The organism is Acidocella sp. (assembly GCF_050253495.1).
GTDB lineage: Bacteria > Pseudomonadota > Alphaproteobacteria > Acetobacterales > Acetobacteraceae > Acidocella.
The window spans coordinates 1-14,663 of sequence record NZ_JBFWIX010000025.1 but is presented as its reverse complement, the minus strand read 5'-3'; the positions used below and the strand labels follow the sequence as shown (position 1 = coordinate 14,663).

Here is a 14,663-nt window from a genome sequence, read left to right as displayed (position 1 = left end):
TATGTAGCCATATGTGACTACATGTAATTCATTGAAGGGCGGATTTCAATGCCGATTTCGACGTCAAGGGCATCAGCCGCCGGGGCCGAACATTTCATCAAACAGGTCGCCGAACCATCGTTCGAAGACCTCGATCTCGGCCTCCGTCACCGGAACGGGATCGGGCCAGTCGTCGGTCACGGTCCAGGTGCTGAGGTCGTGCCTGGGTGGTCTGCCGGGGAAGGGCCATGGATAGCCCAACAGATCTTCAAGCTGTTCCGACGCCGTGGGTGGTCGCTTGGAGCGTTGGGGGCGGGATGCGCCGTCCGGGGTGTCATCATCGGCGCGGTCGCGCGCCGGATCGGCAGGCCCGCCGCCCTTAGCGGGCTTCATCGGTATTGCTTTCTGGCCGCCATCCGGCTGGATCGGCAATCCAGCGGTTGATGTCGGATTCCCGCCATCCCGCGCCGTTGGTGCTGATCTTGAGCTGGGCTGGAAAGGTCCCCTCGGCGATCTTGCGATAGATGGTGGACCGCGACAGGCCGGTGCGGGCACGAACGGTGTCAAAGCGGATGATACGGTCTGGCTGGCGCATGGCTGCATAGCCTCCTTCTGGCTGTTTCTGACGATTGCAGAGACCAGACAGGAGAAGGAGTTTGTGTTTCGCAACAGATATTTAGCCATCGTAGGGCTATAGCGTGGAAACGGCGGCAAATAGGATGGGTCTACGAGCTACAGTCCGATGCCCCGGCCTCTGCCAAGGCCGTGACTGAGGGCAAGTTGCCGACCAAGGCTCATTCCTGAGTCGAAGTCCATGCCGATGCCGAGCTGCTTCTTGCGGGTGGCTAGCAGGGATTCGAGCTGCGGATCGCGTTGCAGCCCATCGACCATGTTGCCCAGTTCGGCCCGTGCCGCCCTGTGGCCGGAATAGTTCCCCGCCGCATACTGGCGCTCGCTGGCCTGCTTGAGTTCCCGGAACCGCTCCACGAAACGGTCGGCGCGCAGCTCGGGGTTCAGGCGCATCTCGGTTTCCCGTTGCAGGGCATACCTTGCCGGTAGCGCGCGCTCGGCATTGCCCGAGGCGACATCGGCGGCAAAACCGGGGTTTCTCTTGTAGACCGCTTCGGCATCGTGAGAGCCATGCGGGCGAAGGTCATCGAACCCGGCGCGGGCGTCGTGCAGCTCCTGCACCTGCTCGGGTGTTGCGGCGATATCTCGCGCCTGCGCCTTGAAGATCGCATCCACGGCACGGGCATGGCGGACAAAGGCCCGCCCACGGGCACGGCGCAACGCCTTCTCCGCGTCCCGCTCCGCTGTGTCGGCATTGCGATCCGCTTCCTTCCCGGCAGCCTCTCTTTCCGGCCCGGCTCCGGTCCTGGAGTTCGGCGCGCCGTCGCCGGGGGAGCGCAGACCGTCGATGATGTCGCGGACATTCTCCGGCACAAGCTTGCGCATGATCTGGACGACGCGGGCGCGGAAGGTGATGCCGCGCCGCTCGGCATAGTCCTGCGTCGCATCGACCTGCTGCTGGTCATAGTCGGTCGCCATGTCCTTGGACCGGTCGCGCGACAGGCTGGTGATGAGCCTTTCCCGGCTGGTGAAGTCGTCGCGGCCATAATGCATATCCATGCCGTCACGGTGCCGCGACAGGGCGACATAGCCTCCATGGGCGTCAAGGCCCGGCGTCGCCAGCACATGCGTCCGGTCCACCGTCATGCCCTGCGCCTTGTGGATGGTCGCGGCATAGCCATGGTCAATGCGGTCATAGTCTTTCAGGTCAAACGAGATGCCGCGCCCGTCATCGGTGCGCACGGTCATACTCGGCGTGCTGACCTGCTCGATGGTCCCCAACGTGCCGTTCTTCACACCAAGGCCGCGTTCGTTTTGCAGGAACATAACGCGATCTCCGGCGGCGAAATGGCGCTCGCCACGCTCGACCGTAACGCGCACGTCCTCGCCCAGATTGCCAGCCTCCCGCATTTTACCGCGCGCTGCCTCGTTGAGTTCCCGCACCTCGGCATTGGTATGGGTGAGAATGATGCGGCTGCTATCCGGTGAGGATTGCCGGTCGCGATCCCAGCGCTCGATCAGATCATCGCGGGCCTGTTCCCGGCTTTGCGCCTCATGCACCATGTCATGAGCGTCATAGGCATGAATCGCCGCGCCGATTCTGCCGGTCGCCAGATCGCGCGTGGCTTCCCTCTGCCAATCTTCGCGCTGGCGACGCACGGTCTCGATCTCGACGCCGCCGTGGCGCTCATGGATCGAGCGGAAAGCCGCGCCCGCCTCGATGGATTGCAACTGTTGCGGATCGCCGACCAGCACCACCTTTGCGCCAACCTCTGCGGCATGGGAGAGCACGCGCTCCATCTGCCGCGTGCCGACCATGCCCGCCTCGTCGATGACCAGCACATCACGGCTGGTGAGCATGTCGCGGCCCTGGTGCCAACCGTGCTCCATGCTGGCGATGGTGCGTGAAGATATGCCCGATCCGCTCTCCAGATTCTCCGCCGCGATGCCGGAGAGCGCCACACCGCGCACCTCGTAACCGGCAGACTCCCAAGCCTCGCGCGCCACCCCAAGCATGGCGCTCTTTCCCGTCCCGGCATAGCCGACGACGACGCCCAAGCCGCGCCCGTCCGTGACATGCGCCAGCGCATCAGCCTGCTCGTTGGATAAGACAAGGCCGCGTTCTTCCGCGCGCGCCAAAGCGGCCTCGCGGTCTCTGTCGCTGACCTCGTGCAACTCCTTCTCGGCCATCAGTTCGGCAGCGCGGTGCAACCGCTGTTCGGCTTCGATCATCTCGCGGGTGGTGAACCGATCCTCGCCGCGTGCGTCCTGCCCAAGCTCGACCAGATCGGGCGCACCGCGCATCGCTCCGATCACTTCGTTGAACTGGTCGATGCCGTCGCTGTGCCTATGTGCGAACTTCGCCATGTCGCGGCGCGTGAAGGTCGATTGCTGGTGCGTGATCGCGTCAAGTGCGATTGAGGGATCGGCGATGACCCGCGCGCCGTTGTTGCGCGCGATCTCGCGGTGCATGTCGGCACGGTCGGCGGCCTCGATCCCTTCGCCCTCGATCCGCTGCGCCGGTGCGCCGGTCTGCGTTTGCGGTTCCAAGTCGATGCCCTGCGCCTCAAGGCTGCGATGGTCGATGCGTGCGTCGATGTCGAGTTCGGCCAGCCGTTCGTTCACATGCTCAGCCCAGCGTTCGCGCCAGCGCTCCACCATCTCCGTGCGGTTCCAGTCCCGCACCTTCTGGCCGAAACCGTCCTCATCCACCTCGCGCATGGTCAGCATGACATGGGCATGGGGTTTGGGCATCCCGTCCTCGCCGATGTCCCAATGCACATTGAGGTCGGCGATCATGCCCTGATCCACAAACTCCGACTGCACGAAGTCGCGGGCAAGCTCGATGCCCTGTGCCTCCGTCATCTCGCGCGGAATGGCGAACTCCACCTCGCGGGCAAGCTGCGCGTCCTTGCGAACCTCGAAGGCTTCGACATCGTTCCAGAGCCGTTCGCGGTCGCTCCATGCCTCCGGTGCGTTCTCGGACAACAGCACCTCGGAATGGACGACGCCGCGCTTATTGGAAAAGTCCTGCACACGGTCGATGCGCTCATCGCGCAGCCGCGAGGCCGAGCGGTAGGCAGCGGACGCCACCGCACTCGACCCGGCCTTGCGACCGATGACCTTGACGTGAAGATGATAGATCGCCATCGCGATCAAGCATTGCCACGGCAAAGCGCACGTCGGAACGACGTATAAGCGCGCCCTCCCTCGAAAAAATCTCGGGATGGACCGGGCCGTGCCACACCGTCCCGACAACAATACTGCGTTCCGTAGCCTGCGCAACTATCCTTACCGCATCAATGACTTGCAACCGGGAAAGGACACGACGATGCGGAAACCGAGAGACTACGACGCAGAACTGAAGACGCTTGAGAACAAGGCGCGGGAACTGAAAACTCGCAAGGTGCAGCAACTCGGCGAACTGGTCATCGCGACCGGGGCGGATGCACTCACCGCCGACGAACTGGCCGGTGCGCTCGTCGCGCTGGCCGAAACCAAGGACGCCGGAAAGAGGGAGGCATGGGCGAAACGCGGGGCCGCGTTCTTTCAAGGCAGGTCGCGGCGACCTGCATCAACGACTGAGCGCGGCAACGGCGGCGCTCAAACGCAACCGGGCGGCGCGCAACCGCCATCAAGCTCAACGGGCGCGGCATGATATGCGAAGCTGGCAGGTCGAACGCCGCAAGCGCACCCGGCATCTGATCGAACTCGGCGGGCTCGTCGTCAAGGCGGGTATCATGGACCTGACCGGCGATGACCGCGCCATGATCTACGGGGCGATGATCTGGATCGCCGACAAGCTCAATAGCGAGGACGGTGAACGGGCGCGGGAACTGTGGGCCGAAAAGGGGAAAGCGGCGTTTGAGGCGGAACGTCCAGCAGGCCCGCATGACAGAACTCAACCGCAGCAGGGTCGGGCGTGACCGATGGCGGGCGGCGCGGAGACCTCATATATCGCAGCGCCGCCCGCCATCGCGCGGCAACGCCGCGCAAATACGACTTCTCCTGCCTAAGTTACCCTTGGCAAAAAGAGCTATTTCGCCCTAAATGGCGCAATTGTATGTCACGGGATTCGACCATGAAAACCATGTCTGCACGCGAGGCCAAAAACGGTTTCGGCCTGATGATCGACACCGCACGCGCAGCGCCTGTGCTGATCGAAAAGCATGGACGTGGCGTCGTCATCGTCATGTCGGTGGAAGAATATGAGCGGCTGTCCCTGCTGGCGGATGGTGCGGCAAACACCAAAGGGAAGATCGTTGAGGTATCAAAACGTGCCTAGAGAGTCGCTCACACAGGGCAACGTTGATCGGCCTGCGAAGAACGCACGGGGACTGTGCCGCGTGACCGCTGCGACGCCACAAGCTGCTGGCCTAAGATGACAGGTCGCCGTTCATGAATCTGATCAAGTCAAAGAAGCGCGTTGCTGACCACGGGGAGGTGTTCACACCGCCTTGGTTGGTCGAGAAGATGCTCGATCTCGTCAAGGGTGAGACCGAGCGGATCGACGCGCGCTTTCTGGAACCTGCCTGCGGCAGCGGAAATTTTCTGGTCCCGGTCCTGCAACGCAAGCTGGCGGCCGTTGAGACGAAATTCGGCAAATCCGCCTTCGAGAAACGGCACTACGCGCTGCTGGCGCTGATGTGCTGCTACGGCATCGAATTGCTGCCGGACAATATCACCGAGTGCCGTGCGAACATGCTGGAAGTGTTCGCTGAATATCTCAATCTGACGGACGATGCGGATGAGGCGTATCGCGCCGCATTCTTTGTGCTGTCCCTCAATCTCGTTCACGGCGACGCTATGACCATGCGCGACATGAACGGCGCGCCGATCAGCGTGGTGGAGTGGGGATACCTCGGCAAAGGCAAGTTCCAGCGACGGGACTTCCGGCTCGACGTGCTGACCGGCGCGGCGAGTTTCAGCGCGGAAGACTCGTTGTTCTCCCAACTCGGCAGACACGAGATTTTTACGCCCACCAAAGTATATCCGCCGATGACGCCGCGTGATCTGGCAAGATTGGCCAGCGGTGAGCAGGGGGACGCGGCATGAACGGACAGGCGGGATTTACACTGCGGGGACGAAACCCCGATGTATTGACCTGCATCGCCAACCTGTCCAACGACGAGGTGTTCACGCCGCCGGAGTTCGCCAACCGGATGCTCGATACGCTGGCCGATGCTTGGGCGGCAAGCAACGGCGGTGCGAACATCTGGGCCGATAGCTCCGTCCGCTTCCTTGATCCGTTCACCAAGTCCGGCGTGTTTCTACGTGAGATCACGACACGGTTGGTTGCTGGGCTGGCGGAGGAAATCCCCGACCTGCAAACGCGGGTCGATCATATCCTCACCCGGCAGGTGTTCGGCATCGCCATCACGACGCTGACCAGCCTGTTGGCGCGGCGCAGCCTCTATTGCTCCAAGCACGCCAACGGCGAACACTCCGTGTCGAAGGGCTTTGCAAACGATGGCGGTAATGTCTGGTTCGAGCGCACGGAACACTCGTGGCAAAATGGCAAATGCGAATTCTGCGGCGCGCCGCGCACGCTGTTTGATCGTGGGCCAGAGTTAGAAAACCACGCCTACGCGTTCATCCACACCGACAACATTAAGGCTCGCATTGGTGAGCTGTTCGGAGCCGAAATGCAGTTCGACGTCATCATTGGAAACCCGCCGTATCAACTCAAAGGCGGAGGCGGTGGAACGAATGACTCGTCGATTTATCAACTCTTTGTAGAGCAAGCGATGGACCTTGAGCCTCGTTTTCTCGTGATGGTGATTCCTTCTCGCTGGCTGGCGGGCGGTAGAGATATGGGCGCGTTTCGGCAGCGAATGTTTACCGATGGCCATGTTCGAGAGTTAGTTGACTATACGAAAATGAGCACCGCATTTCCCGGAGTCGATTTCGAGGGTGGTGTAGGCTATTTTCTATGGGATAGAGAAACGTCTGGGCCGTGTCGATACACGCTTTTTCAGGGTGATGAACAACTTGCTACAGTAAATCGAAAGCTTGACGATCACGATATTTTTGTTCGTGACACACGGGCGCTAGCAATCCTTGACAAAGTTCTTTCCAAGGGCGAGCCGACTCTGGAAACGATTGTTAGTGGCGATACGCCATTCGGACTTGCAACAAATTTTTCTGACTATTCAACATCCGAAACCGACGGTTCTTTGGCAATCTATCTTACTGTCAAAGGTCGCCGCACAACAGCTTGGGTGAACGAAAAGGACATAAAGAAAAATCGTCAACTGATACCCGGATGGAAAGTGCTGCTGCCCGAAGCGTATGGTGAACGCGGGGCAATCCCCGCGATGGTGCTTGGCCCACCTATCGTAGCCGTGCCAGATTCCGTTTGCACGCAGACTTACCTTGTGGCTGGCCCGTTTGCATCTGAATTGGCAGCGCGCAGCTTTGATAGTTACTATCGGACGCGCCTATTCCGTTTCCTCGTTTCTCTACGAAAAATCACCCAGCACGCATTGCGTTCAACATACTCATGGGTGCCGCAGCAGTCATGGAGCCAAACGTGGACCGACGAGATTCTTTATCAAAAATACGGCATCGACCCGGATGAAGCTGCCTACATCGAGAGCATGATCCGCCCGATGGAGGCCAATGGTGAGTAGGCCCACCATTGAGGAAATCCTCGCTCCCAAACCGGATGTACGCCCGCGCATCTATGCCTATGCCATTGCCGCCGATACGCATGACGGCCTTCTCAAAATTGGGCAGACAACCCGCGACGTGAAGCAGCGGGTGGCCGAACAGCTCAAGACCGCCGCGATCACAAACTACACCATCGAGCTGGACGAGTGGGCCGAACGGGATGATGGCGGCATCATCAGCGATCATGCCGTGCGCGAAGCGTTGAGGCGCAAAGGCTTCGCCAACCCGCGGCTCGAATGGATGCAATGCACCGTTGCCGATGTAAAAACCGTCCTGGCTGAACTGCGCACCGGCCAGCAGTTCACCGGCACCCATCACGAGGATTTTCCGCCGCGCGACGAACAGGCGCGAGCAGTCGAACAGACCTATGCCTACTACCAATCCCGTTGGCGGGAGGATGCCACCGCCGTTCCGCGTTTCCTTTGGAACGCGAAAATGCGCTTCGGCAAGACCTTCACCAGCTACCAGCTTGCCAAGAAGCTCGACGCCAAGCGTGTGCTGGTCCTGACGTTCAAGCCCGCCGTCGAGGACGCTTGGCAGACCGACCTTGAATCCCACGTCGATTTTGACGGCTGGCAATATCTGTCGCGCAAGTCCGGGCGCGATCCCAGTCAGATCGACCGTGACAAGCCCGTGGTGTTTTTCGGGTCGTTCCAAGACCTGCTAGGCCGCGACAAAGCGGGGAATATCAAAGCCCGCCACGAATGGGTCCACACGACAAATTGGGATTTGGTCGTGTTCGACGAATACCATTTCGGCGCTTGGCGCGAGACGGCCAAGGAGTTGTTCGAGGGCGAGGATGCCGCCGTCGCCAAGAAGGAAGCCAGTCTCGAATACGCCTCCGACCTTGAGGACGTGAACGAGGATTTGGGCGTCCTGTCGGAAAGCGAGACCGAGTTCCTGCCGATCACCACGCGGGCCTACCTCTATCTGTCCGGCACCCCGTTCAAGGCGCTTGCCACCGGCGAGTTCATTGAGGAGCAGATTTTCAACTGGACCTATACCGACGAACAGCGGGCCAAGGCCGAGTTCGCCGCAAAGAATCCGGGCAAACGCAATCCCTACGGCGCGTTGCCGCAAATGCGTCTGCTGACCTACCAGATGCCCGACGAGCTGCTAGCCATCGCCAGCGCCGGGGAGTTTGATGAGTTCGACCTAAACGCCTTTTTCGCCGCGACCGGGACCGGAGACGCGGCCACGTTCAAACACAAGACCGATGTTCAGAAATGGCTGGACATCATCCGGGGCGGTTATGCGCCGCAGACGGTCGAAAGCCTGAAAACCGGCACCCGCCCGCCTTTCCCCTATTCCGATATTCGGCTGTTGCCTTATCTGCAACACTCGTTCTGGTTCCTGCCCAACGTCTCCGCCTGTCACGCTATGGCGAATTTGCTGGCGGAAAAGCACAATGTATTCTGGCGCGACTACACCGTGATCGTGTCGGCAGGTGCCACGGCGGGCATCGGCTTGGACGCCTTGCCGCCCGTCCGGCAGGCGGTGGGCAGCGGCTTTGACACCAAGACCATCACCCTGTCATGCGGCAAGCTGACCACCGGCGTTACCGTGGTGCAATGGTCGTCCATCCTGATGCTGCGCAACCTGAAATCCCCTGAAACCTATTTTCAAGCAGCGTTCCGGGTGCAGTCTCCGTGGTCGATCAAGAACCCTAATGGCGACAATCCGAACGAGGAAGAAATCCTCAAACCCGTTTGTTTCGTGTTCGACTTCGCGCCCACGCGCGCGTTGCGGCAGTTGTCCGAATACGGCATCGGCTTGTCGCCGGGCGAGGCGAACCCCGAAAACGCCGTGCGCGAGCTTGTCTCGTTCCTGCCGGTCCTCGCCTACGACGGCGCGAACATGACGCAGATCGACGCGGGCGGCATCCTCGATATTGCGATGGCCGGAACGTCGGCCACGCTGCTGGCCCGCAAGTGGGAATCCGCCCTGCTGGTCAATGTCGATAACGACACCTTGCGCCGCATCCTTGATAACGCCGAGGCGATGGCGGCGGTGGAGCGCATCGAGGGCTGGCGCTCCCTTGGCGACAACGTGATCGAAACCATCATCAACAAGAGCGAGGCCGTCAAAGACCTCAAAGAGAAGGCCAAGGAGCAAGGCGGCGAATTGTCCGCGAAGGACAAGAAGGAACTGACGGAGGAGGAAAAGGAATACAAATCCAAGCGCAAGCTCGTTCAGGAGAAGCTGATAAAGTTCGCCACTCGGATTCCCGCCTTCATGTATCTGACGGACTTCCGCGAAAACACGCTACAGGACGTTATCACCAAGCTGGAACCGGATCTGTTCCATGCCGTCACCGGCCTGACCGTCGCGGATTTCCACCTGCTTGTTCGGCTCAAGGTGTTCAACACCGAGCGCATGAACGAAGCCGTCTTTGCGTTCCGTCGCTATGAGGATGCCTCACTCCGCTATACAGGCATCGAAAGCCATAAGGGGCTAACCCACTACGGCCTCTATGATACGGTCGTGGCGAAGGAGCAAGAAGGGACGGAAGCTTAATAATCCTAGGATGACTGCTATCGAACGCAGTACAAATTCGTAGAACGATAGAGTAAGCAGGGAAGTATAGAGCATGGCGGGGGCGTCCTTTCAAACCAATCCTATCGACCTTCACCGGCTGCTTGATGAGTGCCATCGGGGCATCATCCAGTTGCCGGATTTTCAGCGGAGTTGGGTTTGGGACGAAGATCGGATCAAGAGCCTGATCGCCTCGATTTCGCGTGCATTCCCCGTGGGCGCGCTCATGTCGCTGGACACCGGCGGGCCGGTCAATTTCAAGCCCCGCCCCGTCGAGGGCGCTCCTGCGGATGTCCGCCAAACGGCACCGCAATCCCTGTTGCTTGATGGTCAGCAGCGCATGACTTCGCTCTATCAGGTCACGTTGCGCGCCAAGGTCGTGGAAACCGTCACACCAAAGAAGAAGCGCGTGAAACGCTGGTTCTATCTCGACATTGCCAAGGCGATTGATGAGACGGTGGACCGCGAGGAAGCTGTGATAGGCGTGCCGGAAGATCGCGTGGAGCGCACGGATTTCGGACGCGAAATCGCTCTCGACCTCTCCACGCCGGAAAAAGAATATGCGGCGCTGATGTTCCCCGTCAGCCAGGTATTCGACTGGGACGCATGGCAGGACGGATTCAACGACCACTGGTCGGGTGACGAGCACAAGGCGGTGCGCGAGCAGTTCCGCACCTTCAAGAAAGAGGTGCTGGAAAACTTTAAGATGTATCGCGTGCCGGTGATCGCGCTCGACCGCTCGACCTCCAAGGAAGCCGTCTGCGTGGTGTTCGAGAAGGTGAATACGGGCGGCAAGCCGCTCGATGCCTTCGAGCTGGTCACTGCGATGTATGCGGCCTCGGGCCACGAGTTGCGCAAGGACTGGTATGGCGATGAAGGCGTCAAGGGCCGCCACCAGCGACTTGCCGATACCCTGCGCCCTGCGGATTCCGATGCCGGTATTCTAGCCGGTGTCGGCAATACCGATTTCTTGCAGGCCATTTCGCTCTTTTTCACCCGCGACCGGCGGCGTGCCGCCGAACAGGCGGGCAAGGAAGGCAAGGAATTGCCTGCCGTGTCTGGCAATCGGCAAGCCCTGCTCGACCTGCCGCTGGAAGCCTACAAGAAATATGAGGCGCAGGTGGAACGCGGCTTCATTCAAGCCGCCAAGTTCCTGCACATGCTCCATATCTATCGCATTTTCGATCTGCCCTATCAGTCGCAGATTGTGCCGCTGGCGGCGATCCTCGCCGACATTGGCGATGCGTGGGAGCATGAAGCCAACCGGGCGAAGCTGGTCCAGTGGTATTGGAACGGCGTATTCGGCGAGCTTTACGGCTCCGCTGTCGAAACGCGCATCGCCAAGGATTTCATGGAGGTCACGCGCTGGCTGAGCGGCGGGCCGGAGCCTTCGACGGTCAGCGAAACCATCTTCCGCTCCGACCGCCTGAAAACCATGCGGATGCGGCTTTCAGCGGCCTATAAGGGCATGAACGCCCTGTTGATGAAGGAAGGCGCGCAGGATTTCCGATCGGGCCAGAAGTTCGACCATACGGTGTTTTTCGGGGAGAACGTGGATATTCACCACATCTTCCCACAGGACTGGTGCCGGACGCAGGGTATCAAGCCTGCGGTGTTCGATTCCATCATAAACAAGACGCCGCTGTCGTATCGCACGAACAGGATCATCGGCGGCGTTGCGCCAAGCGAGTATCTGGCGAAGCTGGAAAGCGGAAACAGCTCCACGCCGCCCATCGCCAGCGAAAAGCTGGACAGCTATCTGCAATCGCACCTGATCGACCCCGCCCTTCTCCGTGCCGACAAGTTCGAGGCGTTCATGGAAGATCGGCAAAAGCGCCTGCTTGGCCTGATCGAACAGGCGATGGGCAAGGCTGCCTATAGCGGCAACGTCCCGGAAGAAGGCGAGGACACCGAAACAATCGAAGATGACGCCGAAGCGGCCTTGCTCCTTCCGGCAGGCTGATGCGGCAATATCGTTATCTATGGTAGGGCTATAGCGTAAACGTAGTGATCATCACTATCGGTCGCGGCCCGCCATTTTCTACGATTAACTCGTTGATTTAGCTCTGCAAATAATCGTTTCGATTTACTTGGCATACCCCGAGGTATACACTTGCTGCGCGGACTATAACGTGGGCTGCTGCCGGTTTGGTGGACACGAGGATAAGATCGTGTCCCATGAACCGGAGGACGAAGAAGGCCGTCTAGCAAGAATCGATCCCGCGATTCTCCTTCAGGTGGGTGCATGTCCGATCGTGCTCCGCAGCCCAGGGCGTGACCTGGATCTGGCGGAGAGCGTGTTGCGGCGCTGGATGCGTGAACTGGCGGCGGCGCTTGCGACGGCGTTCCCTGGCCATGGCCAGCAACGGGCCGATCTGGCTGAAATTGCAGCCCTCAAGAAGGAGGTCGCCAAGCTCAAGGCGGAGCGTGACATCCTAAAAAAGGCCGCGGCATTCTTCGCGAGAGAGTCGACTTGAAGTTCGCTTTCATCGCGAAGCACCGGCATATCTGGCCGGTGAGTTGGCTGTGCGCGGCTCTTGAGGTATCGCGTTCTGGCTTCCATGCTTGGCTCAACCGACCAGCCTGTGAACGGGCTGTGCACGATGAGAAACTGGCGTCGGCAATTGGCACGAGCTTCAAGGCCAGTGACCGGACCTATGGCGCGCGCTGCGTGTGGCGTGATGTACTCGAGGCGGGCCTGGCCCGCGGCCTGCATCGGGTTGAGCGGCTGATGCGCGAGAACGGCTTCCGGGCGCGCCCGAAGCGCCGGGCCAAGCCGAAGGACGAGGGCGAGCGTGCGGTGATCGCCGATAATATCCTTGATCGGAAGTTCGCCGCCACCCGGCCAAACCAGAAATGGCTGGCTGACTTCACCTATATCTGGACCGCCGAAGGCTGGCTGTATGTGGCCGTGGTTCTTGACCTCTTCTCCCGGCGCATCGTCGGCTGGTCGATGAAGGCGGAACGCGATGCGGCGCTGGTCATGGATGCGTTGATGATGGCCGTCTGGTGCCGCGGCAAGGCCGACGCGCTACTTCATCATTCAGATCAGGGCTCGCAAGGCGGATTCAACCGGTCCTCGCAACATCAACTACTTGGTGGTTGCGATGACGGCTCACAAACGTGCGTCGGATCGATGCACACGAGGGAAACTGCGCTCACCGGGATGTCCGCCTGCATGGCAGCGTGAGGAGCGCGTTCTGTTTTGGCGAGCTATTGCCGTGGGGCGTTCGAGCGAAGAGGCTGCAGTGGATGCCGGAATATCGGCACCACTTGGCCCACGCTGGTTTCGGAGTGCAGGAGGAATGCCGCCTACCCATCTGGCGCCCGGGGCGAAACCGCCTACAGGGCGTTATCTTTCCTTTCAGGAGCGCGAGGACATTGCGCTCGAACTGGCCAAGGGCAGTGGCATTCGGGCGATCGCTTATAAGCTGGGCCGCTCGCCGAGCACGATCTCCCGGGAAGTGCGTCGCAACGCCGCGACGCGCAGCGGTAGTCTGGATTACCGAGCCAGTGCCGCTCAATGGCATGCCGATAGGGCAGCGCGTCGACCGCGGCTTGGCAAGCTAGCGGTCAATCTGGCTCTACGTGAGTACGTGGAGGAAAGGTTAGCCGGTCGGGTCACCGACACGCATGGCGTCGTATTTGAAGATCCAACGGTGTTATGGAAGAAACGAAGGGCTGTTCACCGGCAGAGCCGACGTTGGGCGACAGCCTGGAGCCCCGAGCAGATCGCCCGCCGGCTTGAGGTTGATTGCCCAGAGGACCAAACGATGCGGATCAGCCACGAAGCGATCTATCAGTCCCTTTATATTCAAGGACGTGGTGCATTGGGCCGTGAACTGACCGCATGCTTGCGCTCGGGCAGAGCGTTGCGTGTGCCGCGTGAACGCTCGCGTTGTCGCAATAAGTCCTTCATTGGAGACGCCGTTATGATAAGCGAGCGCCCGGCCGAAATTGCCGACCCGGCGGTTCCCGGTCATTGGGAAGGCGACCTCATCCTTGGCCTTGAGAGCTCCGCGATTGGCACGCTCGTAGAGCGCAGCTCACGCTTCACTATGTTGCTCCATCTACCGCGGATGGAAGGCCATCAACACGGTCTACGTATAAAGAACGGACCGGCCCTGGCGGGGCATGGAGCTGAAGCGGTCTGTAAAGCTATCGCGCACTCCATGAGCAAGCTTCCCGAGCGTCTGCGCCAATCGCTGACCTGGGACCAAGGAACAGAAATGGCGAAGCATGCCGACCTGCGTATCAGCACAGGACTCAGCATTTATTTTTGCGATCCGCAAAGCCCATGGCAGCGGGGTTCAAATGAAAATACCAACGGTTTGCTACGCCAGTATTTTCCAAAAGGCACAGATCTCAGTCGTCATACAGGCGAGGAGTTGGATGCCGTTGCGCATGCAATAAATACCAGGCCACGCAAAACGCTCAGTTGGAAAACGCCGGCCGAAGTCCTCGACCAGTTCCTTGCTAGATACTATGATGACGATGTTGCGAGGACCGGTTGAATCCGCCCAATACACCAGCGAGCAATTCCAACGTTTGCTGGCTGATAATGGCATTACCTGCTCAATGAGCCGGGCCGGCAATGTCTGGGACAACTCGGCAATGGAGAGCTTCTTCTCTTCACTCAAAACCGAGCGCACGGCTGCCAAAACCTACCGCACCCGTGACCAAGCCAGGGCGGATGTATTCGATTATATCGAGCGTTTCTATAACCCGCGGCGCAGGCATTCGAAACTCGGTTATGTCAGCCCTATGGAGTTCGAGGACAAGGCCGTGCTAGTGTTCTGATCGGAAAGTAGTCTACATTCTGGCTAAACCTTAAACTTGGGGAGGCTAGGATGTCGAAGGGTCGTGCGGTTGCTGTCATGTTGGATGATGCTGAGCAAGCTGCCCTG

Annotated in this window: 11 protein-coding genes and 2 pseudogenes; 10 read left to right on the top strand and 3 right to left on the bottom strand. The window is 60.1% G+C overall.

The window, feature by feature from the left end:
• Window positions 1–72: 72 nt before the first annotated feature.
• The 3 genes from AB7D48_RS15015 to traA form a co-directional block, all read right to left on the bottom strand.
• A complete protein-coding gene (locus tag AB7D48_RS15015; RefSeq protein ID WP_427980745.1) occupies window positions 73–372 on the bottom strand; it encodes a hypothetical protein in 300 nt (99 codons plus the stop codon).
• Window positions 359–574: a helix-turn-helix transcriptional regulator gene (locus tag AB7D48_RS15010; RefSeq protein ID WP_427980742.1), complete on the bottom strand. Its 216-nt coding sequence runs from the start codon at window positions 572–574 to the stop codon at window positions 359–361. Before AB7D48_RS15010 ends, AB7D48_RS15015 begins: the two co-directional genes overlap by 14 nt.
• Before the next feature lie 137 nt (window positions 575–711).
• Window positions 712–3,699, bottom strand: a complete 2,988-nt coding sequence (gene traA, locus AB7D48_RS15005; RefSeq protein WP_427980825.1) for a Ti-type conjugative transfer relaxase TraA — start codon at window positions 3,697–3,699, stop codon at window positions 712–714.
• A 76-nt stretch (window positions 3,700–3,775) separates the two neighbouring features.
• Here traA and AB7D48_RS15000 point away from each other — a divergent pair, with 76 nt between their 5' ends.
• The 10 genes and pseudogenes from AB7D48_RS15000 to AB7D48_RS14955 form a co-directional block, all read left to right on the top strand.
• Window positions 3,776–4,207: a conjugal transfer protein TraD gene (locus AB7D48_RS15000; protein ID WP_427980740.1), complete on the top strand. Its 432-nt coding sequence runs from the start codon at window positions 3,776–3,778 to the stop codon at window positions 4,205–4,207.
• Window position 4,208: 1 nt separating this feature from the next.
• On the top strand, window positions 4,209–4,475 hold the full coding sequence (locus tag AB7D48_RS14995) for a conjugal transfer protein TraD (RefSeq protein ID WP_427980737.1): 267 nt from the start codon (window positions 4,209–4,211) through the stop codon (window positions 4,473–4,475).
• Between the two features lie 155 nt (window positions 4,476–4,630).
• A complete protein-coding gene (locus tag AB7D48_RS14990; protein WP_427980734.1) occupies window positions 4,631–4,834 on the top strand; it encodes a type II toxin-antitoxin system Phd/YefM family antitoxin in 204 nt (67 codons plus the stop codon).
• 113 nt (window positions 4,835–4,947) lie between these two features.
• Complete coding sequence (locus AB7D48_RS14985) at window positions 4,948–5,604, top strand: N-6 DNA methylase (RefSeq protein ID WP_427980731.1); 657 nt, start codon at window positions 4,948–4,950, stop codon at window positions 5,602–5,604.
• Window positions 5,601–7,181: an Eco57I restriction-modification methylase domain-containing protein gene (locus AB7D48_RS14980; protein WP_427980728.1), complete on the top strand. Its 1,581-nt coding sequence runs from the start codon at window positions 5,601–5,603 to the stop codon at window positions 7,179–7,181. The genes AB7D48_RS14985 and AB7D48_RS14980 overlap by 4 nt, the downstream gene beginning before the upstream one ends.
• On the top strand, window positions 7,174–9,738 hold the full coding sequence (locus AB7D48_RS14975) for a GIY-YIG nuclease family protein (RefSeq protein WP_427980726.1): 2,565 nt from the start codon (window positions 7,174–7,176) through the stop codon (window positions 9,736–9,738). The genes AB7D48_RS14980 and AB7D48_RS14975 overlap by 8 nt, the downstream gene beginning before the upstream one ends.
• A 73-nt stretch (window positions 9,739–9,811) precedes the next feature.
• Window positions 9,812–11,719 (top strand): GmrSD restriction endonuclease domain-containing protein, encoded by a 1,908-nt coding sequence (locus AB7D48_RS14970; protein WP_427980723.1) that lies wholly within the window; start codon window positions 9,812–9,814, stop codon window positions 11,717–11,719.
• Window positions 11,720–12,026: 307 nt separating this feature from the next.
• Window positions 12,027–12,817 (top strand): annotated as a pseudogene (locus AB7D48_RS14965) (IS3 family transposase); the annotation flags it as partial.
• A 46-nt stretch (window positions 12,818–12,863) separates the two neighbouring features.
• Window positions 12,864–14,270: an IS30 family transposase gene (locus AB7D48_RS14960; protein WP_427980722.1), complete on the top strand. Its 1,407-nt coding sequence runs from the start codon at window positions 12,864–12,866 to the stop codon at window positions 14,268–14,270.
• Window positions 14,271–14,274: 4 nt separating this feature from the next.
• Window positions 14,275–14,556 (top strand): annotated as a pseudogene (locus tag AB7D48_RS14955) (IS3 family transposase); the annotation flags it as partial.
• Window positions 14,557–14,663 lie beyond the last annotated feature (107 nt).

What these genes read in the sequence shown, in the direction of transcription:
- traA (WP_427980825.1), bottom strand. Translation starts at nt 3,699, where the DNA reads ATGGCGATCTATCATCTTCACGTCAAGGTCATCGGTCGCAAGGCCGGG.
- AB7D48_RS14980 (WP_427980728.1), top strand. Translation starts at nt 5,601, where the DNA reads ATGAACGGACAGGCGGGATTTACACTGCGGGGACGAAACCCCGATGTA.
- AB7D48_RS14985 (WP_427980731.1), top strand. Translation starts at nt 4,948, where the DNA reads ATGAATCTGATCAAGTCAAAGAAGCGCGTTGCTGACCACGGGGAGGTG.
- AB7D48_RS14970 (WP_427980723.1), top strand. Translation starts at nt 9,812, where the DNA reads ATGGCGGGGGCGTCCTTTCAAACCAATCCTATCGACCTTCACCGGCTG.
- AB7D48_RS15000 (WP_427980740.1), top strand. Translation starts at nt 3,776, where the DNA reads ATGGACCGGGCCGTGCCACACCGTCCCGACAACAATACTGCGTTCCGT.
- AB7D48_RS15010 (WP_427980742.1), bottom strand. Translation starts at nt 574, where the DNA reads ATGCGCCAGCCAGACCGTATCATCCGCTTTGACACCGTTCGTGCCCGC.
- AB7D48_RS14960 (WP_427980722.1), top strand. Translation starts at nt 12,864, where the DNA reads ATGACGGCTCACAAACGTGCGTCGGATCGATGCACACGAGGGAAACTG.
- AB7D48_RS15015 (WP_427980745.1), bottom strand. Translation starts at nt 372, where the DNA reads ATGAAGCCCGCTAAGGGCGGCGGGCCTGCCGATCCGGCGCGCGACCGC.
- AB7D48_RS14995 (WP_427980737.1), top strand. Translation starts at nt 4,209, where the DNA reads ATGCGAAGCTGGCAGGTCGAACGCCGCAAGCGCACCCGGCATCTGATC.
- AB7D48_RS14990 (WP_427980734.1), top strand. Translation starts at nt 4,631, where the DNA reads ATGAAAACCATGTCTGCACGCGAGGCCAAAAACGGTTTCGGCCTGATG.